We start from the raw sequence: 20,056 nt of genomic DNA, 5'->3' as shown, positions 1-20,056 counted from the left end.
ACAGCCAGACGGAACATGCTGCGTCTATCCACAGCGGCTAGCGCGCGTGCAGCCGCGGCTCGCCGCTGATGAACATGCCTGACTGGATCAGGCCGCCGCTCACTTCGTAGATCGCCATCATGTCAAGCTCGCCGGTGCCTTCGGGGAAGGTGCGGGTGATGGTTTCATGATCAATCACCGTGTGCCCGGTGGCCGTGGCCATGACCGAGCGGCTGAGCAAGCGGGCATGCAGATTCGGTTCGGCGAAACGGGCCTGAATGCGCTCGCCGATCTCGGCGTGGCCCTGCGCCAGCAGCGTGCCGGGATAGGCATATTGGCGAGCATCGGCCGCATAGGTGGCCAACCAGGCGGCCACATCACGGGCGTTGTAGGCATCCAGCTGGGCTTGAATCAAGCCAATCGGGTTGGGGGCTGTCGACATGGTGGGCAGGCTTTCGTCTTGCAAGGTTTCGGATTGGGTCGGGGTTCAATTCAGCGCAACAGAAAACTGCTGACGGCCTTCGCCCAAGCCTCGGGTTCTTCGATGAAGGGCCGGTGCCCGGAGCGCTCAAAAACCAGCGCTTGCGGCTTCAGACTCGGCAGCAGCGCGCGCTGCATCTCATTCATCACACTGGGCGGTGCCACCGGGTCAAAGCGGCCAGTCAGCAACAGCGTCGGCGCGCTCACCTTCTTCAAGCGCGGCAGCATCTCCACATCCTGCAGCGTACCGCCAACGCACCACTCGGGGTCAGGCCCCAGCATGGCCAGGTAAACAGCCTTGTTCATCGCGTCGCGGGGGTCGGCGCTGGCGGTCGATGCGCCATGCGGCGCCGCCCGGTCGGCCCAATACATTGGCATCACGGGCTCGCCAAATAAAGCCTGGGCCTCGGCGCTGCCGCTCAGCTGGCCCTGCGCCCGCAGCTCGAGCAGGCGCTGCCAGCGTTCCGGATGATTGCGCCGCAGCCATTCCTTGAAGCCATCAATCTGCTCCTGCCAGCTGCGCGCACCGTGCAGGGTGTTGCCCAGAATCAGGTGGTCAACCGAGCGGGGATGTTGGGCCGCGTAGGCCTGCACCACCAGGCCGCCATAGGAGTGACCATACAGCGCCAGTGTCTCGACGCCGAGGAAGCGACGCAAACGCTCGATGTCATCGGCATCGCGGTCCACGGTATAGCGGCTGGCATCGGCCAGGCGGGCCGAGCGGCCTCGGCCGATGTTGTCCAGCACCACGATGCTGAACTCGCTCGCCAGCGGCCTGAAGGCCTCCCTGAGTTTGTGGCCACTGCCGCCCGGGCCACCGGGAATCACCACCAGCAAGGGGCCATGGCCAAGACGGGTGTAGGCCAGCTGACCATCCGGCGTCGCGAAGCTGTGTTCGGACCATTCGGCTTGCACCGGCTTGCCGGCCTTGGCCCTCAGCTGCTCCGCGGCGCGTGCCGTGGCCGCGCCCAGCTCCAGGTCCAGCGGGCGCGCTTCGGCCTGCAGGCCCCGCGCCGAAACCGGCAACAACTGTGCCCCAAATGCCAAGGACAGGGTCAGCAGGGTCGCCATCAACAGGGGTCGTTTGGGGTTCATGTCGGTAGCCTTCGCCTCGGTGGCGCTCGGGGTTTGTTTGCGATGCTGGGCATGTTAGGTTTTCAAACCCCGGTCGAAAAGCGGCTATTTCTGGCCTGTTTGGGCAGTTAAACTTTCCAAATGAGCAAAACACCGCGCCTGCCCTTGCAGTACATCGCCGCCTTCCGGGCCGTCGCCCGGGGCGAAAACGTGCGCGCCGCGGCCGAGCAATTGCACCTGACGCACAGCGCCGTCAGCCAACAGGTCCGGGCCTTGGAAGCACAGCTGGGCTTTGACCTGTTCAACCGCGCCGGCCGCGGCATACAGCTGAACGCGGCAGGCCGCGCCCTGCAGTCCGCGGTGGAGCGAGCCTGGGCCGAGCTAGAACTGGGCGTGCGCGCCGCCAGCGCCGCCGACGGCAGCGCGATTCAAAGTCTCAACATCACCTGCACGCCCTCGTTTGCCCAGCGCTGGTTGTTGCCAAGGCTGGGCCGCTGGCAGGCCTTGCACCCAGACATCACGCTCAAGCTGTTCACGCTGCAGCGCGTCATCGACCTCGAGCAAGAAGGCTTTCATCTCGCCCTGCGCCAGGGCAAGGGTCCATGGCCCGGCCTGGACCACGAAGTCTTGATGGCCTCACGCCAGATCGTGGTGGCGGCCCCGGCCTTGGCGAAGCGGCTCCAAGGCAGCTCGCTGGAGACCTTGGCCGGCGAATCGCTATTGGGTGATGCCGAGCAATGGACGCAGTGGTTCGCCAGCTCAGGCCTGGCCTGCCGCATCATGCCCAGCGCCAGCTTCAATGACGGCGGCTTGCTGGTGCAGGCGGCCGAACAAGGCATGGGCGTGGCGCTGGCGCGCGAGCTGCTGTGTGCCGATGCGCTGCTGGACGGCCGCTTGGTACGACTGCCCGGCCCGCCGCTGGAGGGCAACCACGAACGCCGCTATCACATCGTCTATCCGCCGGCCTTGCGCGATGAACCGGCGCTACGCACCTTGTGCGATTGGCTGCATGCGGAGATGGCCGAATCGGCGCGCCGGCTAGAAGGCTTGGGCGCGCAGTCCGCACCCTCCTGAGGCCGCTTAGGAATCTTGTTAGGCGTCGAAAGCCGCCATTGCCCCTTCTTAAAACGCGCCTTGTTGCGCAAGCAGCTGCATCGGCCTCCGCCTCGCCCATGAGTTGACGGTGCCGATCCAAACCTTCAAGGGCGGCCCCCCGTTGTGCCTACTCGCTTATCCGGGTGTGTGGGTGAAGCGGCTTAGGGGCGCAGCCCAGCTTGGATTTCAGTCCTCCCCGTACTCGCGACTCAAACGCGCCAGCTCATCGGACAGCTCAGGGGCGGTCGCGGAACCGCGGGCGCTTGAGCGCGCCACCCAGCCCGACAACTCGCTCGTCAGCACGCGCACGCGGTCGGCCAGGTGCAGCGAAATATTGTTGAGCACCTGGGCCGCCAACGCCGGCTGCTCGGCGCGCATGCGGTCAAAGGCTTCGACCGACAAGCGCATCACCGTTAAATCGTCCTCGGCCACTGCCTCGGCAGAGCGCTGACGATGCGCCAGCACCGCCATCTCGCCGAGGCTGACGCCGGGCGCGAAAGAGGCCAGCCGGCGCAGCGTGCCCGGCAGGCGCAGGCCGATATGGCCGCGCAGGCTCACATACATCGCGTCACCCGGGTCGCCGGCACGGAACAGGGTTTGCTGAGCCGGGTAGTGATGGGTCGTCATCTGCGCGGCCAGGGCGGCCAGTTCCTTTTCGCTCAGGCCTTGGCCCAGCAAGGTCTCGCCCAGGCTCAGCAGCCGGTCGGCATCGGGGCGCAAACCCAGCGCGTTCAAGAGCCTGTCTTCGGCATCCTCCAGGGCGCTGTCGGTATCGGCGTAAAACTGCAAGCCCGCATTGCTCTTGGCCTGCCCTGGCGCCACCATCGCCTCAATGGTGCGGCGGCGTGCATCGCCGCTCGCCCATTCGGCCGCCACCAAGACCTTGCCGCGGCGCGCCCAGTCCTCGCCGGTTTCGAGCAAGATCCGTGCGCCGGTGGCATCGATCTCGGGCACCTGGTGCAAGTCCAGCACGGCCGTATCGACCCCGTCGGCCAGGCTCTCCAGTCTGCTGCGCAGCGCGTCGGCGGTGCCGAAGAAGAGCGCCCCTTCGAGCTCCAAAATCACAATACGGCGGCCTTCACGGCTCAGCAACGCTTCGGCCTCCGGCGCGCGCATCTTCAGCGAACGGCGCTTCTCGGCGCTGCGCACTTGGCGCACCACATCGCGCATATTGGCGCGCACGAACAGCAGAATCGCGATGCTGGCGCCGATCAACACCGCCGGGCCCAGACCCAGCACCACGGTGTTCAAGGCCACGGCGGCCGCGACCCCCCAGTTGTCGAGCAAGGTACGGCGCTGGGCGCGGTCATAGCCCACCGACTTGCGGGCCAGCGAGGCGCCCCACAAAGCCAGCGGCGTGCGCCACAACGAGGGCGCCACCATCTGCGCCCCTTGCAAGACCAACACGCCGCCCACGGCCGCCACCGGCAACACACCCAGCAGGCCCGAACCCAGCAGCATCAAAACCAGCACCGCCACGCCATACCCCAAGGTGCTGTGGCGTGTACCGCCATCCGGCAGCACCAAGGCCAGTGAACGTGGGATCGAGGGCGAATTGGCCTGCCCACCGGCCAGGCCGGCGACCATATTGGCGAAGCCCTGGGCGCGCAGTTCGCGGTTGGCGTCGCGCGAGGTGCGCAAGCGTCCGTCCAACACCGAGGCGGCCAACAAGGTGTCGAGCGAACTCAGTGTCGCCACCGTCAAGGCATAGGTAGCCAACAAGGCCAGCACCGGCCAGCGCAGCAGGTCGCTGCTGGCCGGCCAGACCGCCGGGCCTTGTGTCAGCCAGGGCGCGGGCAAAGACGGCGCCGCCACCCGGCCGCCGAGCATGGCCCCATCCACGCCGAGCGCCTGCAGGCTGGCAAACAAGGCCGAGGCCAGACCGAGGCCAACCAAGACCGGCGGCACCGGCCAGCGCGCCCGCGTGGCCCACCAGCTGCCCGCCATCGCGGTCAGCCCCAAGGCCGTGGCGCCGAGCGAGATGCCCTGCAGCCCGGCCAGCAGCTTGGTGCCAAAGCCATGGCCAAACAAGACCGGCAGTGCATTGGCCACCAACAGCAAGCCAATGCCGCTGAGCAAACCCAGGCGCACCGGATGCGGCGTGAACTTGACGATGCTGCCCAGGCGCAGCAGGCCGAAGAACGCTTGCACTGCCCCGGCCGCCATCAAACCCAATCCAAGCAGGACCAGCACTTGCAGCACATCACGCGGCCCCTGCTGCGGCTGCAGTGCAAGCAAGCCGCCCAACAGCCCGGCCGTCAACAGCGCCAGTGACGCCCGCGGCCCGCTGACCAAGCGACCGGCGCCGCACAGGCTGGCGATCAAATTGGCCACGCCCGCTCCCAGCAAGGCCAAGGCCATGGCCTGTGGCGCCAGGCTTGGCCCCAGCGGGGCCAAAGCGATCAGGCCGTAAGCGGCGCTCTCGGGTGCATGGGCCAGGGCGGCGCCGACGACCGTACCCCAGGCCGAAGCCCTTTGGGGCCAGGTCTTGCCGGGGGTTGTTGTCGACGGCGCGCTGCCGCCTGCATCAGTTGAATTCATGAGTTCGCGGTGGCGGCCCAGCGGCTGCCGGCGGGGCAAAAAGAACGTTGCAGTTTTCCAAAGCGCAGCGACCGGATCGCTCGGATGCGGACCCTCTCATCGCTGCGGAGCGACTTTATCTGCCCATTGCGACACTTCGACGAGGGTTCAAGAGCAAGGCCCCCACAGCCGCGAGCGCGCACGAACTCGACTCAGGTGGGCGGGCAGTACTGCATGCCGGGCGCCTCGCCGGGCCGGGCGACAAAGCCATGGCGGGCATAGAAGGCTGACTTGCCCTTGGCGCAGAACAGCTGAATGTCGGTGACGCCCGCAGCCCGGCACTCCTCCAGCAAACCCTTCAACAAAGCGGAGCCGATACCGCGGCCATGATGCTCGGGATGCACGATCATCTCGGTGATGAAGGCGTGCAAGTGACCGTCGGAGATGACACGCGCAAAGCCCAGCAAGCGGCCCTCTGCATAGGCCGCCCGCACGCGCCAAGAGCCAGCCAATGCCGCTTGGTAAAAGGCGGCGTCGCGCGAGGCTGGGCCCCAAGCGGTGGTGTCGTAAAGCGCTTTGAAGGCGTCGGCCGTGGGCAGCTCACTGCAGATTTCGAATGGGGACATGGTCAAGGCTCGTTCGGGCAGCGTGTTTGCACACTGTACTGAAGGCCCTGGCGAGCGCCAGGGCGCTTGCCGCGCCTGCGCACCGAGCAGGCCCACTAAAGCAGCGGCGCAGCGAACAATCACCAGCCCCCAAGCAAGAAAAGATCGCGCGCTCAATCACGCATCAATGGCGGACCCAGCCACAAGGGCCAAAGCAGCAAATAGAGATTGGGCAGCCACCAGCCGAGGTTGAAGTCAGCTCGCAGCGTCCAAAAAGACAATGCCAGCAGGCCTGCGCAAAAAGTCAGAACGAGCGACAGCAGTGCCGGCAGGCGCCAAGGCCCACCTTGGCGGGCACGGGATAGAGCCCACAAACCCAAGGCACTGGCCAACAAATCGAGCGGTGCGAAGGACCAGTTCCACGCCACCAAGATGGCGTTGTCATGGTCCTTGAACAGCCAAGCAGAGGGCAGCAACCCGGTCGCAGAGACGAACCAGTAGGCGACAAAGCCCAGGTCTGTCAGCAGCAGATTGAGGCGTAAAGCGCGAGTGGGTTTGAGCATGAGACAGCCGTCAAAACCGAGTCGTCAAATCGACCAGCCAGGGCGGCATCAAGCCGGTCAACAAGGCCTCCAGCCTGTGATCCGCACCACTGAGCACCAAGAATCCGACCAAAACCAGGCCCAGCCCCATGATCCGTTTGCCCCAAAGCCCGAACTCACCCATGGCCTTGCGTCGGCCTGCCATGGCCGCTCTGGAACCATAGGCCAACAAGCCCATCGGCAAGGCGGCCCCGAGGCCAAATACAAACATGGTCAGCATGGCTTGCAAAGCACTGCCGCCTTGCGAAGCCAGCGTCACGGCCGCCCCCAACGTCGGCCCGACACAGGGCGACCACACCAGGCCCAGCATCAAGCCGAGTAGGCCTTGAGCCCAAACACTGTCGGCCTTGAAACCCGACAGTCGGGCGCTAGCGCCGTCGCTCAGCGGCGTCAAGAATTTGACAAAGGCCTGCTGCAGAACAGGCAGCAGAAACATCGCCCCGAACAGAATCATCAGACCGGCACTGATGTGGCGCAGCCAAGGGCCGTCCACGCCGAGGCTGCTGCCAAACAGCGCCAGCGCGGTGCCCACCAGGGTGTAGGACAGGGCCAGGCCGATCAACAAGGCGATCGGCCCGAATCTCGCCACCTGCAAGGCGCTGGACATGACGATGGGCACGATCGGCAACACACAAGGCGAGAGCGTGGACAAGGCGCCCGCGAGCAGGCTGAAAAGTAGAGCAAGCAAGGTTCGGTCTTCCTGATCAAGAGGGAGGGCGGGGCCATTCAGGGCGCCGGCTAGGCGTCAAGACGCGTCAATTCCCCCGATGGCTTTGCGCAGGAACAAGCGCTTGGCACCGACGGGAAAGTTGTCCAAAGCCCCAAAAATCTCATAGCCCGCGCGCAAATACAGCTCCGGCGCCTGAAAGGAAAAGGTATCCAGGTAGGCCTGCGTGTAGCCCAAGCGGACTGCCTCGGCTTCGGCCGCCTGAAGCAGTTGACTGGCCAGGCCTTTTCTTCGCTGCTCGGGGTGCACCCAAACCGCGGTCAAGTTGACCCAGCCCCAATAGGCTTCGCCGACAACGCCACCGATCACGTTTGAATGGTCATCTCGTGCCACCACCAAAACCGCGTCCAAATGCCCGTCCCCGGTGTACGCGACATTGGCATCGAAGAGCCCGCTTTGTATGGCGTTCTTAGCCAGTCTGTCTGGGTCTGCCTCGACGGCAATGGTGATCAAGTTCATGATGACTTTCGCTCTAGCTAACTCAACATTTGGCCGGTGTGACTGATCGAACACCGGCCCCGGTGTCGCTGATTACAAGGCCTTGCGGATGAAATCGCGCAACTTGTCTTTGTCGGTCGCACCGGCGCTGCGGCCGACTTCGGTCGAACCCTTGGCGGCGATCAAGGTCGATTGAAACTTGACACCCAACTGATCAACCAAGGGCTTGTCGGCATCGAAGTCGATCTTGAAGACGATCACGTCCTTGAATTCAGGCTCCTTCATCAGTTCCTCGATGATGGGGCCCTGCTTGCTGCAGACCGGGCACCAAGCAGCATGGACATGCATGATGATGGGCTTGTTCTGCGTGGCCGCTTGCATATAGGCCTCCATATCGGCCTTGCGGATCTCACCCGCGCTGGCGATGCCGCTGCCAAGCAAGGCGACCATGGCCAAGCTGCCGGCAATAGCCATGCGACTGAAGCTGAGGCGGGTGGAAAAACGAGTTGACGGAGTCGATGTCATGATGGTTCTGAATAAGTTGAAACCTAGGGACGGGGGCTGCCCTGCTGTGCATTGCATGCGCTCCCCATGGCATAGAGGCGAAGGCAGGTGAAAAGGGTTCCGAAAACTTAAAAAATATTTTTTCGTTTTCCCTGAATCCTTTTTGCTGCACCGCGCCTCTAGGCCTAAGTCACTCACCTCAACTTAGGAGTCGCTCATCATGTTCTTCCTGAAACGCAATCTGCCCACGTGGGAACGCGCGCTTCGTATCGCCGCCGGTGTGGCCATCGGGGCCGCCATGTACAAGGGCGCGTTCAGCGCCGGCCTGATCAGCTACTTGGCCCTGGCCACCGCAGCTACCCTGGTGCTGACCGCCTTTGTCGGCTTCTGCCCGGCCTGCGCCATGGCCGGCCGCCGCTACTTGGAGAAATGAAAAATGATCCGTGCCGAAGCGCATTTGATCGAGGCCGCCTCGCGCGGCGAGGCCGGCGCCGTGCAGCGCTTGCTCAGCGTTTGCCAACCCGACCTGAAGCGCTTCGCGCGGCGCACCTGCTCCAGCACCGAAGATGCCGAAGACGCGGTGCAAATCGCGCTGTGGCAGCTTTATCGCAAGATCGGCGCGCTGCGCACCGTGGCCACCTTTGCGACCTGGATGTTTCGCATCGTCGAACGCGAGTGCTACCGACTCTTGCGCCTGCGCAGCAAGGCCGAAGACCTGGACGAACTGGCGCCGCAAGACATGCCCCATGCACCCGAGCTGCCCACCGATCTGCGCATGGACCTGGTACGCGCCATGGAGCGCCTGACCCCGCCCTACCGCGAGGTTCTGATCTTGCGCGATGTGCATGAGCTGACGGCGCCCGAGGTGGCCGCCCAGCTCGGGCTCAGCCTAGAGGCGGTGAAAAGCCGCTTGCACCGCGCCCGCGCCCAGGTCCGCGAGCAACTGCTGGCCAGCGGCTATTGGATGAAGGACGGGGCGCTGGAAGCCCCCGAATCTAGCTGCAACTAAGAACCCGGAGTCTCCAATGTTTTGCAGTACCTCTGTGTCCATCCATCTGCTGCGCGGCGCCGCCGCCCTGGCCTTGCTGGCCTGCGTCTTGTTGTTTTCTCAAAGCCTTGGCACCGTGGCTTCGGTGCTCGCTGTCCTCGGTGCCGTGCTCTTGATGCGTGGCTGCCCGATGTGCTGGCTTTTGGGTTTGATTGAAACGATCAAAAAACCTACGCGCGCCCAGTCATTGGAACGGAATTCCGGCAGCCTTGATGCGCCCTAGCACGGCGTGGAACTCCTCTTCTGCCACGCGAAAGCAGTAGTGCTGCACCGGAAGAGGTATCTTGGCGAAAACACGTCCAGTAGCTCAGTTTGATCGGCTAGATCAAGACATTCTCATAGTCGCATCGACTGCAAGACGTTCACCGACACTTTGCCTTTGCCGCGAGTTGCCTTTACAAGTCCCGAGAGAAGTTCCTGAATCTCCTCCTGGCTTTGAATCTTGCTACGCGTCAAGGTGTAGCTCACCCGCTGCTGACCGGTGGTTTCGTTCAGCTCAATCTTGACGGCGACTTCGAAGCCTTGCTTGATCAGGGGCTGAATCACTGCATCTCTGTGCTCGATATTGCTGGTCGCATTCCGCCACAAAATCACCACTTGACTGGCTTGGCTGAAGTCGATCGGGGCTGGAGATTTCAGACCATTTGTCATTGGCTCACTGGCGGACACGGACTGGACGGACAAGGCCAGCATGGCGGCTAGCAGCAGGGATTTTGTCGGCGACACTCTCGAACTCCTCGGCTGGTACAAAACGCCAGCATACGTTGAGTTCAACCGTTACTCTCAGGGCTGGCTTTCAAAGTTGCGCGGCGCTTCGCTACTCATGGCGATCCACAATCGACGCGAAACAAAATAGTGCCCAGGGCGGACCAATGTTTCAGGAGCATCCGATGAAGATTCAAGTCAGAACTCTCGCGCTCGCATGGGGCTCGGCTCTCGCCTGGCAAATGCCGGCCCTGGCGGACACGAGCACTTTTGATGCTGCGCTCAAAACCCATTTGCAGGCCATCGAGAAAAGGGACTGGACTGGATTCGAGTCGACTCTGACGGAGTCTGATACCTTGACCTTCGTCTTGGCCAACGGAAAACTCTTCAAGACAAGACCCGACTTCAAGAAGGCAACGCAAGACTGGCTCGCAGACTCTGACTGGTCATGGTCCTATCAGGTCGTCAGCGCGAGTTCGAATGCCAACACCGGTGTCGCGGTGCTGGATGTCCAATACACCGACAAGAATGCAGCCGGCATCGAATACAAGCTGCACTATCTGCTCAGCTTGGTCTTCAGCAAAGAGCGGGGTGGCTGGCGCTTGGTTCACGACCAAAACACGCTCGTGGCAAAGTAAGTCTCTGCAATCAAGATCGCTCATTCACCGCCAAGCACACGGAGCCATTTAAGGCCCTCGGCAGAACCCATGCTCAAGCGCATTCATCACGCCGCCATCATCTGCTCCGACTACGCTGTCTCGAAGCGCTTCTACACGGAGTGCCTGGGCTTGCGGGTGATTGCAGAGCACTACCGCGCTGAGCGCCAGTCTTACAAGCTCGATCTGGCGCTGCCCGACGGCTCGCGGATCGAGCTGTTTTCTTTCCCAGATGCGCCGACGCGCCCCTCCCACCCGGAGGCGCAGGGCTTGCGGCATTTAGCCTTTGAGGTCGCAGACATCGAGGCCTGTTGCCAGACGCTGGCTTCAAGAGGCATTGCCGTCGAGGAGATTCGTTTGGATGAGTTCACCCAACGACGCTTTACCTTCTTCGCCGACCCGGATGGACTCCCCTTGGAGTTGTACGAAAGCGCGGCCTCGGCGACAAACGCCGAGCCGGCGTAATTGATACTCAAGCCCATCGAATTTTTAGAAAGCAAGCAGCAGCCATGAGTCCTTATCTCGGAACTTGTCTTTGCGGAGCCGTGGCCCTGGAGGTGGAAGGCGGCATCACGTCCATCATCCATTGCCATTGCTCCAAATGCCGCAAGGCCAGCGGCACGGCCTTCGCCACCAATGGCTTTGTCCAGCGCAGTGGTTTTCGAATCACTCAGGGCGAGGAATTGATTCGGCGCTTTGAGAGTTCGCCTGGCCGCTATCGGCATTTCTGCGGCCAATGCGGCTCGCCGCTGTTCAGCGAGAACAGTGCGGACCCCAGCCGGCTGCGCTTGCGTCTGGGCATCTTGGATTCTGAAATCACCGAGCGGCCGATGTCGCACAACTTCGTCACCTCCAAGGCCTGCTGGGAGGATCTTGACGCGCAGCTACCGCGTTATGAAGCCTATGAGCCGGGTCGCTGAAGCCTGAAACCTAGTTGCTTGAGAGCCCGCCCGTGTCGGGCTCCAAGCGCGCCAACAAGATCGCCAAGCTGCGGTCCAAGGTCGCCAGCTCGGCGGCACTCAAGTCGGCCAAGATTTGGCGCTCATTGGCAAGATGCGCCTCCACGGCCTGGTCGATCAAGGCCAGGCCTTCTGCCGTCAGCTGCACCAGCACGCTGCGCGCATCTTCCGGGTTAGGTAAGCGCAACACCAGGTCGCGGGTTTCCAGGCCACGCATGCGATGCGTCATCGTGCCGGAGCTGACCATCAGCGTCGAGAACAGCGCCGTCGGCGCCAGGCAATAGGGCGCGCCGGAGCGGCGTAGGGTGGCCAAGACGTCGAACTCCCAGGCGCTCAGACCAAACTGGCTGAAGGTGTCCTCCAGGCGGCGCTGCATCAAGGCCGAACAACGGCGCAGCCGCCCGATCGGCCCCATCGGGCTGGCGTCCAGGTCGGGACGCTCGCGCGCCCATTGGCCGAGGATCTTGTCCACCGCATCGCCGCTGCCCGTCTTGGCCTTTGTCATGATCAGGGTCTCGTCTTTTGTCTTGACTTCAAGATTATCTCATCCGACAATTTATCTTTAATTCAAGATAGTTTGCCAACATGAGCCGCGCGCCTGCCCAACGCATCACCGACACCGCCCTGACCGCCCTCGCCCCGCTGATCTGGGGCTCAACCTATATCGTCACCACCGAGTTGCTGCCGCCCGGACTGCCGATGACGGCGGCCTGTATGCGCACCTTGCCTGCCGGCGTACTGCTGGTGCTGCTGTGCCGCCAGCTGCCGGCGCGGACTGAATGGCTGCGCCTGCTGATCCTGGCCTTGCTGAATATCGGCGCCTTCCAAGCTCTGCTCTTTGTGGCGGCCTACCGCCTGCCCGGTGGCTTGGCGGCGGTGATCGGCGCCACCCAACCGCTGCTGGTGATGGGCTTGGCCTGGGGCATCGGCAAGCAGGTGCCGGCTCTGTCCGGCGTGGCGGCCAGCCTCATCGGGGTGGGCGGCATGGCCGCGCTGCTGCTGGCGCCGGGCCTGCGCTTTGATGCCACCGGAGTGGCGGCCGCGGCGGCCGGCGCGCTGTGCATGGGTTGCGGCACTTATCTGACGCGGCGCTGGCGCTTGTCGCTGTCGGTGCTGAGTCTGACCGGTTGGCAGTTGCTGCTGGGCGGTTTGATGCTGACACCCTTGGTCTTTTTGCTGGACCCGCCGCTGCCACATCTGAGCGCCACGCAATGGGCGGCCTATGCCTACCTGAGCCTGTTCGGCAGCCTCTTGGCCTATGGCCTGTGGTTCCGGGGCGTCAAACGCCTGAGCCCGGTGGCGGTGTCATCGCTTGGGCTACTGAGCCCGCTGGCCGCCGTACTGCTGGGTTGGGCGCTGCTGAACCAGACGCTGCGCGGCCAAGCGCTGCTTGGCTTGGCAGTGGTCTTACTGAGCGTGTTGGCGGTGCAATGGAGCCAACGACCCCAAGCCTAAGCCTGCGTCGCCACAGGAAAGCCCGCCCTTGACAGGCTTCGCGCCACTGGCGAAGCTTTCACCCTAACAGGCCAAGAAGGCGGCACCGGGCGACAATCAAGCGGCATGGAATATTCATTCGACTTTCAGATGGGCCAGATCCACGCCCTGCTGGCGTGGTTCAGCGTCACCATTTTTTTGGTGCGCGGGCTGGCCTACCAGTTCGGCGCCGAGTGGGAGCTGGACAGCCGCCTGAGCGTGCTGGTCTTTGGCATCGACTTTGTCCTCACCATCACCGGCCTGAGCCTGTGGGCGCTGCAACGGCTCAACCCCATGTACGACGGCTGGCTGATGGCCAAGCTGATCGCCCTGGCCTGCTACGCCTTTTTCGCCCACTGGTCCATGAGCCGCAACGACTTCCACCTGCCCAGCTACCTGCTGGCCTTGCTCTCGCTGGCCTACATGATGGGTGTCTCGATGACCCGCAGCCCCTGGTTGGGGCTGTAGGGTTCATCGAAGGTCTCGCAGCGTCAGGGGATCAGTAAGCCGTCCAGCCCCCGTCGGTCGCGTAAGTGGCGCCGGTCAAGTTGGAGGCTTCGTTCGACAGCAAGAAAAGCATCACCGCGACCTGCTCACCCACCGTAGCTGGACGACGTTTGGAATCGGCATAAGCCATGATGCTTTGCGTCTTGATGCTGCCCATGCCGGGGCCTTTTGCGGCCTTGCTCGCAGCCATCACCAGCTCGGTGGCGCGCGCAACCATCGGCGTGTCAGTTGCGGCCATATTGACCGAGTTGACGCGAATGCCATAGGGCGCGTAGTCAATCGCCGCATTGCGTGTCAGGCCGGTCACCGCATGCTTGCTGGCCACATAGGCTGGGTTGCCCGCCAAGCCGGTCAGGCCGGCGATGGAGCCCACATTGACGATGGCGCCGCCACGGCCTTGGGCCACCATTTGCTTGAGTTCCGCCCGCATGCTGCGGAACACGCCGGCCGAGTTGCTCAGGAAGACACGGTCCCAATACTCATCCGAGGCCTCATGGATGGGCGCGAAGATCAGCGACTTTTGCTTGTCAAACTCGATCGGATCGCCCGAGTAGACGCCGTCCATCACGCCCGCATTGTTGATGGCCATATCCAGGCCGCCGAAGGTATCAACGGCAGTCTTGACCATCAAATCGCAGGTCTTGGTTTCACCCACATGGCCCGGCACAAAGACGGCGCGGCCACCGGCAGCCCGGATGCGCTCAATCACTTTGGCGCCCAGTTCGGGGATCCAGTCGACGCCCACGACATTGGCGCCTTCACGTGCGGCGCGAATCGCCGCGGCCTCACCCATGCCACGGGCACAGCCGGTGATCAGGATGGTCTTGCCCTTGAAGCGGTCCGGCGTGAACTGGTCCTTGGGCACCGGCTCCACATCTTTGATGCCAACACCGGCCTGTGGCTTGCCCTGAAATTGGGCCGAAGCCCCAGTGGCGGCGGCGCTCGCGGCGGCCATCACGGCCACGCTCTTCATCAAGTCACGACGTTCCATCTCAAACTCCCTTGGGTGTGGACAAAAAACGAATCAGTCGCCGTCATCAATAGCCGATGCGGACAAAGAACATGGTGCTGATCCAGGGGCTGGAATGACTGCCCAGCCCTTGATCAATCGCCCTGCCGGCGTAGGTGGCGGCCACATGGCCTTGGAACATGATGTTGCGGTTCAAGAAGTACTTGGCCGTCAGGTTCAGCTCGGTGGCGAGTTGCTTGGACTGCAGCATCGACAAGGCCGGGTTGCCGCCCAAATTGGTCAAGGAATCGGCCTGGAAGACCCAGTACTGCGGCACCAGCTCGATATTGGCTTGCGGCTTCAAGCGCGCCTGCAGGCGGTGGGCAATCAGGTTGGAGTCCTGAAAGATCTTGAAGTGGTTGATGCCCTGCACCCAGGTCTCGCCATTGCCGCCCGAGAGCAAGGGGTCCCAGCGCTCGAAGCGCGTGGTGTCGGCCTTGTCGCCGGTGAAGCGGGCATAGCGGTAGCTGATGGTGGGCGACCAAGCCGCCTTGGCAAACACATAGCCCAGCTCGGTGGAATAGCCCAAGGCTTCCATATCAAACTTGCTGTGGGTCTGACGCGCAAACTCAGCAGCCACAAAAGGCCCTGCACCGCCGGTCGGCGCCGGCTGCCAACGCACGCGGAAGTCCAGCGCCCGCAGGCCTTCGCGCTGCAGCTGGCTGGTGGTGGTGTAGTAAGAGCCTTGCGACTTGGGTACATGCAAAGCGGTGAAGCCCAGGCTGAAGTCGTTCAGCGCCGTGGTTTCAACATTGATGCCCTGAATCTGCGTCTTGGAGTCCACCTCGGGGATTTCGTCGGGGTCGACATGGAAGGCTTCGAACTTCCAGTCGTTGTAGGCGAAGCGCGCCAACCACACCTGATCGCCAGCCCAGCGCGGGTTGGACTGCAGCGCCGCGCGGTTCAAGCCATTGCTGGCGGTGTTGACCAGCAACATGCCCTCGCCGATGCTGAAACGCTGGCGCCCGCCCGACAGGTTGTAAACAAAACGATCCCCTTGTGCGGAGGTGCTGCCGCCGACCAGGCCGACGAAAGCGTCTTCCATTGCCACATGGCTGCGGGTCTTGTCGGTGAACAACTCCTGCCCCACCGAGCCGCTGGCGATGACGCTGGCGCCGCCGTAGGCGTAGACCGTGTCGCTCAGCGGCGTGATGCCATAAAGCCCGGCCTGCACAAAACCTTCCAGCCATTGGCTATAGCCCTTGCCGGCGGGCTTACCCACCGCAAAAGGGTTGCCATTCAGCATCAGGTCGTCGCGGCCGAACCAGGCATTGTTATTGCCGTAGTACATGCCCAAGGTTTCCAGCTTGGCACGCAGCAAGCTGCCATTGGCTTGGTACAGATTGGGAAACTGCGGGGCTGCCGCCACCGAGGCCGCTGCAGTGCCGACTTGTTTGAGCGTAACGTCCAGCTGCAAGACCACGCCGCCGGTGGCGCCATTGCGCACCTCGTGCGCGACCGACTGGATCTCGGGCACGCGCGACAAACGCGCTAACGCAGCAACCAAACGGTCTTCAGAAAAACTGCTGCTCGGGTAGGCCGCCAGCGTACGGCGGACCTGATCTTCAATGCGCGAATTCAGCGCGTTGTCTGCACTCGGGTTGACTATCGTCACCTGGACCGACTCAATCCGCTGATCCGCGTACGGTTCGGTCTTGACCTGGGCCAGTGCTGGCAGCGGGGCAGCCAGGCTGCACAACAGGGCCAGGGTCGAGAGTCGGAAGTTGCTTTGCATATGGGTCAGGTCCAGATGAACGCGAAGCACCGCAGTGCTTCGACGGTGCTCTTTGCCCCTTAGCCTAACAGAGTAAATTGACGTTCACTAGACCCTTGACCGCGCCACCCTTTTCGGGCGCCTCAAGCCTTGGCAGTCGCCTCCGGCTCGGTGATCAAGCGGCGCAAGAACGGAATCAACAGCGCCAGCACCACGCCCACCGCCACGCTGCCCACGCCCAGTTGGGTGAACAGCAAGCTGTAGGCCGGGTTGCTGACCAAGGCGGTGGTCTCGGGTGGCTGGGCCACCATGCCGGAGAAGTCGGCGGCGAACAGCGAGGCAAGACCTGTCACCAGCATCCAGCTGCCCATCATGACGCCCTGGTATTTGCGCGGCGCCAGGCGGCCGATCATGGCGTAGCCCACCGGTGAAATCAGCAGTTCGCCCACGCTTTGCAGCACATAGCTGGTGAACAGCCAGACAAACGCCACCTGACCGTTGGCATCGGCCAGCGAAATGCCCAGCGGCAAGGCCAAAAAGCCCAGGCCCATCAGCACCAGCGAGGCCGAGAACTGCTGCGGCACATCCACCGGCCAACCGCGCGCCCGCAAGCGCGCAAACCAAGCGGCCAACAGCGGCCCGCCGATCACGATCACCACCGTGTTGATGTTCTGCACCCATTGCGGCGCCACCTTCACGCCCCACAGCTCCAGCTTCACATTGCCCACCGCAAACAGCTGCAGGCCGCTGGGTGCCATCTGGTACAGCGACCAGAACATCAGCGAGCCCAGGGTCAGGATCAAATAGGCCCACATGCGCTTTTTCTCGGCCGCATCGGGGTGCTTGATGGTGATGTAAAGCAAGGCGGCAGCCACCAGCGCGCACACCCACTTCAGCATCGCACCGGTGTCCTTGGGGTTTTGCAAGAGCATCCACAGCACCGGCACCAAGCCGATCAAGATGGCCACGCCGGCCGCAAAGCGCAGGCGGAACTGCGCCGGGCTGGCCTGCATCAAGGGCGTATCCAGATCGGCCAAGGTCTTCCAAAAAACCAGCGACAAGACGATGGACAAGGCGCCGCCGAGTGTGGCGAACAGGAACAGGCTGTTGTAGCTCTCGCTCAGCTGGTAGTGGCCCGCCATCGTGAAGCCGACGAAGAAGCCGATGTTCATACCGGCGTAGTTCCACAGAAAGGCGCTCTCGCGGCGACTGTCTTCCGGCGCATAGCGCTGGGTCAGCATCATGTTCAGGCAGGTCACATTCAGGCCGCTGCCGACCAAGAACAGGGCCAAGCCCCAATAGAGCAAGTCAGACGTGCCGCCGGCAATCGCCGCGCAACCCAGCACTTGCAGCACCATGCCGCCGACAAAGAGATTGCGGTTGCTTAAGAAACGCCCGCCCAGATAGCCGCCGAACAGGTGCAGTCCGTAGTTGAAGGCGCCGAACACGCCCATCATCATCGAGGCCTTCTCCGAGGCGAAGCCCAGATGCTTGGTCACATACAGCACCAGGCTGGAATACAGCACCGCATAAGCCAGCGTGGCAAAGATCTGAATGAAGAAGAGCACGCCCGCGCCTTGTGGGACGGAGGTCAGAGAGGGTTTTGCGGTGGACAAGATGGCTCCAGGAATGGGCAGGGCGCGCCGCTGCGCAAGGAGTAGCAGCAGGCATAGACAAGCAACAAGCGGCGAAATCATAGCGGCGCCCCTGGCCCCACAGCAGGCGAGGAAACCCGCCGCTGCCGGGCGAAGAGACAAGCCGTTTGACCTTTCGATTCCGCACCGCTCATCCCCGGTTAGCGCCGCTCGGCACCTTTTTTACTTCGCCCGACCTGACGCGCCGAGACTGACGCCATACGGCCTTGAACCCAGGCCTTCAACGTCTGAGAAGGACCCTTATGAAAACGCTCCTCCGCCCCCTGCCCGCTCTGCTCTTGGCGCTGCAGTTAGCTGGCCTCGCCAGCCCAGCCATGGCCCAGGCTCAAGCCAAGCCCGCCAGCGCCTCCGGCCTCGACTTGTCGGGCTTTGATCCCCAAGTGCGGCCGCAGGACGATCTGTACCGCGCCGTCAATGGCAGGTGGCTGCGCAACACCGCCATCCCGGCCGACCGGGTGGAGGTGCACGGCGTGGACATGCCGGCCGTGGTGGACGGTCGTGTGCGCGCCATCTTGCAAGCGCTGGCCGCGCGCCAACACCCAGCCGGCAGCGTCGAGCAAAAGATCGGCGACTACTACCGCAGCTATCTGGACACCGCCGCCATCGAGCGCGCCGGCCTGGCGCCGATCAAGCCGCTCTTGGCCGAGATCGACGCAATCCGCAGCCCCGCCGAGCTGGCCCGTTGGCAAGGCCGCGCCCAAGGGCAGCTGCAAACGCCGATCTGGTTCTGGGGCGGCTTTGCCGACTTCATGGACCCCGGCCTGAACCGCGTGATGGCCTGGCAAGGTGGCCTGGGCCTGCCGGACCGCGACTACTACTTGAAGCTGGATGAGCCCGCCTTCGCCAAGGCCCGCAGCGCTTATCTGGCCTACCTGAGCCGCCTGGCCACCCTGGCCGGCGACCGCGACGCCGCCCGCACGGCCCAGCGCGTGCTGGCCCTGGAAACCCGGCTGGCTGCGGTTCATGTGCCCTTGAGCGAGGCCCGCGATCCCAGCAAGATGGTCAATCCCTTGACGCCTGCGGAGCTGCTCGCCCAGGCGCCGGGCTTCGACTGGCCGACCTTCTTTGAGGCGGCTCAACTGAGCGCTGGAGACAAGGTCAACGTCACCCAGCTCGGCACCGCCATCGCCACCGCCCGGCTGTTTGCCGAGCTGCCGCTGGCCGACTGGAAGGCCTACTTCCGCCTGCGCAGCCTGGACGCCAACGCGCAAGTGCTGCCCAAAGCCTTTCGCCAAGCGCATTTCGCCTTCCACGGCGCAGCCATGGGCGGCGCCACGGCCGAGAGAGCGCGTGAGCAGCGCGCGCTGGAGCAGGTCAGCGAGGCCTTGAGCGAAGCGCTGGCCCAGCAATACGTGGCGCGCCACTTTCCGCCGGCGCACAAGCAGCGGGTACAGCAAATTTATGAGCAGGTCTTGGCCGCCTACCGCGAGCTGATGGCCGCCAACAGCTGGATGGCGCCGGCCACGCGCGCCGCCGCGCTCGACAAGCTGGACCGCTACAAGGCCAAGATCGGCCACCCGGATCAATGGCGTGACTACGCGGCCCTGCAGGTGCGCGCCGGCGACGCGCTTGGCAACCAACAGCGCGCGCAGCGTTTCGACTGGGCCGTCAAGGCCGCCGCGGCCGGCAAGCCCATGGACCGTCAGGCCTGGGCCATGTCGCCCCTGGTGGTCAACGCCTTCTACGACCCCATGGGCAATGAGATCAATCTGACCGCCGCCATTCTGCAAGCACCGCTGTTCGACATGGCCGCCGACGATGCGGCCAACTTCGGCGGCATCGGCGCGCAGATCGGCCACGAAATCAGCCACGGCTTCGACAGCATGGGCGCCCAGTTCGACGGCCAGGGTGCGATGCGCAACTGGTGGACGGACGAAGACCGCAAAACCTTTGCCGACAAGAGCGCACAGCTGATCGCGCAGTTCAATGCCTTCGAAGCCCTGCCCGGCAAGCACGTGAATGGCGAGCTGACTTTGCCCGAGAACATGGCCGATCTGCTCGGCCTGCAGATTGCCTACAAGGCCTACCAGCGCAGCCTGGGCGGCAAGCCGGCGCCGGTCATCGACGGCTTCAGCGGCGAACAACGCTTCTTCATGAGCTTTGCGCAGAGTTGGCGCGTCAAGCGCAGCGAGCAGCGCACGCTGCAACTGCTCAGCTCGGACCCGCATGCACCCAACGAGTTCCGCGCCAATGCGCCGGCCATGAACTTGGATGCCTTCCACGAGGCCTTCAAGACCGCGCCAGGCGACGCCTTGTTCAAGCCGGCCACCTCGCGTATCCAGCTTTGGTAAGCCCAGCCACAATGC

The 20,056-nt window shown here is 63.5% G+C and carries 23 protein-coding genes; 10 read left to right on the top strand and 13 right to left on the bottom strand.

Going from position 1 to position 20,056, the window contains the following annotated elements; all coding sequences use genetic code 11:
• Window positions 1–37 precede the first annotated feature (37 nt).
• Together WG899_RS04180 and WG899_RS04175 are read right to left on the bottom strand one after the other, a co-directional pair.
• The gene (locus tag WG899_RS04180; RefSeq protein WP_339594366.1) at window positions 38–421 is read right to left on the bottom strand and encodes a nuclear transport factor 2 family protein; all 384 of its coding nucleotides are present in this window, start codon (window positions 419–421) and stop codon (window positions 38–40) included.
• A gap of 50 nt (window positions 422–471) precedes the next feature.
• Entirely contained in the window at window positions 472–1,554 is a 1,083-nt protein-coding gene (locus tag WG899_RS04175; RefSeq protein WP_339594365.1) for an alpha/beta fold hydrolase, read from the bottom strand.
• Window positions 1,555–1,674: 120 nt separating this feature from the next.
• Between WG899_RS04175 and WG899_RS04170 the strand changes: the two genes are divergently transcribed.
• Entirely contained in the window at window positions 1,675–2,607 is a 933-nt protein-coding gene (locus WG899_RS04170) for a LysR substrate-binding domain-containing protein (RefSeq protein ID WP_339594364.1), read from the top strand.
• A 207-nt stretch (window positions 2,608–2,814) separates the two neighbouring features.
• Here the strand turns inward: WG899_RS04170 and WG899_RS04165 are convergent, their stop codons facing one another.
• The 6 genes from WG899_RS04165 to WG899_RS04140 form a co-directional block, all read right to left on the bottom strand.
• Window positions 2,815–5,169, bottom strand: coding sequence for an SLC26A/SulP transporter family protein (locus WG899_RS04165; protein WP_339594363.1), 2,355 nt, complete (start codon window positions 5,167–5,169; stop codon window positions 2,815–2,817).
• A 191-nt stretch (window positions 5,170–5,360) separates the two neighbouring features.
• Window positions 5,361–5,774, bottom strand: coding sequence for a GNAT family N-acetyltransferase (locus WG899_RS04160; RefSeq protein WP_339594362.1), 414 nt, complete (start codon window positions 5,772–5,774; stop codon window positions 5,361–5,363).
• A gap of 152 nt (window positions 5,775–5,926) precedes the next feature.
• Window positions 5,927–6,316, bottom strand: a complete 390-nt coding sequence (locus WG899_RS04155; RefSeq protein WP_339594361.1) for a DUF5360 family protein — start codon at window positions 6,314–6,316, stop codon at window positions 5,927–5,929.
• Window positions 6,317–6,326: 10 nt separating this feature from the next.
• The gene (locus WG899_RS04150; protein ID WP_339594360.1) at window positions 6,327–7,043 is read right to left on the bottom strand and encodes a cytochrome c biogenesis CcdA family protein; all 717 of its coding nucleotides are present in this window, start codon (window positions 7,041–7,043) and stop codon (window positions 6,327–6,329) included.
• 57 nt (window positions 7,044–7,100) lie between these two features.
• Window positions 7,101–7,541, bottom strand: a complete 441-nt coding sequence (locus WG899_RS04145) for a GNAT family N-acetyltransferase (protein WP_339594359.1) — start codon at window positions 7,539–7,541, stop codon at window positions 7,101–7,103.
• 72 nt (window positions 7,542–7,613) lie between these two features.
• On the bottom strand, window positions 7,614–8,045 hold the full coding sequence (locus WG899_RS04140) for a thioredoxin family protein (RefSeq protein WP_339594358.1): 432 nt from the start codon (window positions 8,043–8,045) through the stop codon (window positions 7,614–7,616).
• Between the two features lie 199 nt (window positions 8,046–8,244).
• On the opposite strand from WG899_RS04140, the gene WG899_RS04135 reads away from it, so the two are divergent.
• The 3 genes from WG899_RS04135 to WG899_RS04125 are packed head-to-tail and all read left to right on the top strand — an operon-like array spanning window position 8,245 to window position 9,295.
• Window positions 8,245–8,457 carry a YgaP family membrane protein gene (locus WG899_RS04135; RefSeq protein WP_339594357.1) on the top strand — a complete coding sequence of 71 codons (213 nt, stop codon included), beginning with the start codon at window positions 8,245–8,247 and terminating at the stop codon, window positions 8,455–8,457.
• Between the two features lie 3 nt (window positions 8,458–8,460).
• A complete protein-coding gene (locus tag WG899_RS04130) occupies window positions 8,461–9,033 on the top strand; it encodes an RNA polymerase sigma factor (protein ID WP_339594356.1) in 573 nt (190 codons plus the stop codon).
• Between the two features lie 16 nt (window positions 9,034–9,049).
• Window positions 9,050–9,295 (top strand): hypothetical protein, encoded by a 246-nt coding sequence (locus tag WG899_RS04125; RefSeq protein ID WP_339594355.1) that lies wholly within the window; start codon window positions 9,050–9,052, stop codon window positions 9,293–9,295.
• A gap of 113 nt (window positions 9,296–9,408) precedes the next feature.
• Here WG899_RS04125 and WG899_RS04120 read toward each other — a convergent pair whose 3' ends face one another.
• Window positions 9,409–9,798, bottom strand: a complete 390-nt coding sequence (locus WG899_RS04120) for a hypothetical protein (RefSeq protein ID WP_339594354.1) — start codon at window positions 9,796–9,798, stop codon at window positions 9,409–9,411.
• Window positions 9,799–9,962: 164 nt separating this feature from the next.
• Here WG899_RS04120 and WG899_RS04115 point away from each other — a divergent pair, with 164 nt between their 5' ends.
• The 3 genes from WG899_RS04115 to WG899_RS04105 all read left to right on the top strand — a co-directional run bounded on the left by WG899_RS04115 (window position 9,963) and on the right by WG899_RS04105 (window position 11,353).
• The gene (locus WG899_RS04115) at window positions 9,963–10,415 is read left to right on the top strand and encodes a YybH family protein (protein ID WP_339594353.1); all 453 of its coding nucleotides are present in this window, start codon (window positions 9,963–9,965) and stop codon (window positions 10,413–10,415) included.
• 69 nt (window positions 10,416–10,484) lie between these two features.
• On the top strand, window positions 10,485–10,898 hold the full coding sequence (gloA2, locus tag WG899_RS04110) for an SMU1112c/YaeR family gloxylase I-like metalloprotein (RefSeq protein WP_339594352.1): 414 nt from the start codon (window positions 10,485–10,487) through the stop codon (window positions 10,896–10,898).
• Between the two features lie 44 nt (window positions 10,899–10,942).
• The gene (locus WG899_RS04105; RefSeq protein ID WP_339594351.1) at window positions 10,943–11,353 is read left to right on the top strand and encodes a GFA family protein; all 411 of its coding nucleotides are present in this window, start codon (window positions 10,943–10,945) and stop codon (window positions 11,351–11,353) included.
• Between the two features lie 10 nt (window positions 11,354–11,363).
• On the opposite strand, the gene WG899_RS04100 is transcribed toward WG899_RS04105, so the two are convergent.
• Window positions 11,364–11,897 carry a MarR family winged helix-turn-helix transcriptional regulator gene (locus WG899_RS04100; RefSeq protein ID WP_339594350.1) on the bottom strand — a complete coding sequence of 178 codons (534 nt, stop codon included), beginning with the start codon at window positions 11,895–11,897 and terminating at the stop codon, window positions 11,364–11,366.
• Window positions 11,898–11,977: 80 nt separating this feature from the next.
• Between WG899_RS04100 and WG899_RS04095 the strand changes: the two genes are divergently transcribed.
• Together WG899_RS04095 and WG899_RS04090 are read left to right on the top strand one after the other, a co-directional pair.
• Window positions 11,978–12,847: an EamA family transporter gene (locus WG899_RS04095; RefSeq protein ID WP_339594349.1), complete on the top strand. Its 870-nt coding sequence runs from the start codon at window positions 11,978–11,980 to the stop codon at window positions 12,845–12,847.
• 105 nt (window positions 12,848–12,952) lie between these two features.
• The gene (locus WG899_RS04090; protein WP_339594348.1) at window positions 12,953–13,333 is read left to right on the top strand and encodes a SirB2 family protein; all 381 of its coding nucleotides are present in this window, start codon (window positions 12,953–12,955) and stop codon (window positions 13,331–13,333) included.
• Window positions 13,334–13,364: 31 nt separating this feature from the next.
• Here the strand turns inward: WG899_RS04090 and WG899_RS04085 are convergent, their stop codons facing one another.
• The 3 genes from WG899_RS04085 to WG899_RS04075 form a co-directional block, all read right to left on the bottom strand.
• Window positions 13,365–14,363 carry an SDR family NAD(P)-dependent oxidoreductase gene (locus WG899_RS04085; protein ID WP_339594347.1) on the bottom strand — a complete coding sequence of 333 codons (999 nt, stop codon included), beginning with the start codon at window positions 14,361–14,363 and terminating at the stop codon, window positions 13,365–13,367.
• A gap of 46 nt (window positions 14,364–14,409) precedes the next feature.
• Window positions 14,410–16,146 (bottom strand): alginate export family protein, encoded by a 1,737-nt coding sequence (locus WG899_RS04080; RefSeq protein WP_339594346.1) that lies wholly within the window; start codon window positions 16,144–16,146, stop codon window positions 14,410–14,412.
• 92 nt (window positions 16,147–16,238) lie between these two features.
• Window positions 16,239–17,711 (bottom strand): peptide MFS transporter, encoded by a 1,473-nt coding sequence (locus WG899_RS04075; protein ID WP_339594345.1) that lies wholly within the window; start codon window positions 17,709–17,711, stop codon window positions 16,239–16,241.
• Window positions 17,712–17,992: 281 nt separating this feature from the next.
• Between WG899_RS04075 and WG899_RS04070 the strand changes: the two genes are divergently transcribed.
• Window positions 17,993–20,041 (top strand): M13 family metallopeptidase, encoded by a 2,049-nt coding sequence (locus tag WG899_RS04070; RefSeq protein WP_339594344.1) that lies wholly within the window; start codon window positions 17,993–17,995, stop codon window positions 20,039–20,041.
• The last annotated feature ends 15 nt before the right edge of the window (window positions 20,042–20,056 follow it).

It is taken from the genome of Paucibacter hankyongi, assembly GCF_037482915.1.
Classification (GTDB): Bacteria; Pseudomonadota; Gammaproteobacteria; order Burkholderiales; family Burkholderiaceae_C; genus Paucibacter_A; species Paucibacter_A hankyongi.
This window is presented reverse-complemented; position numbering and strand designations above follow the sequence as displayed.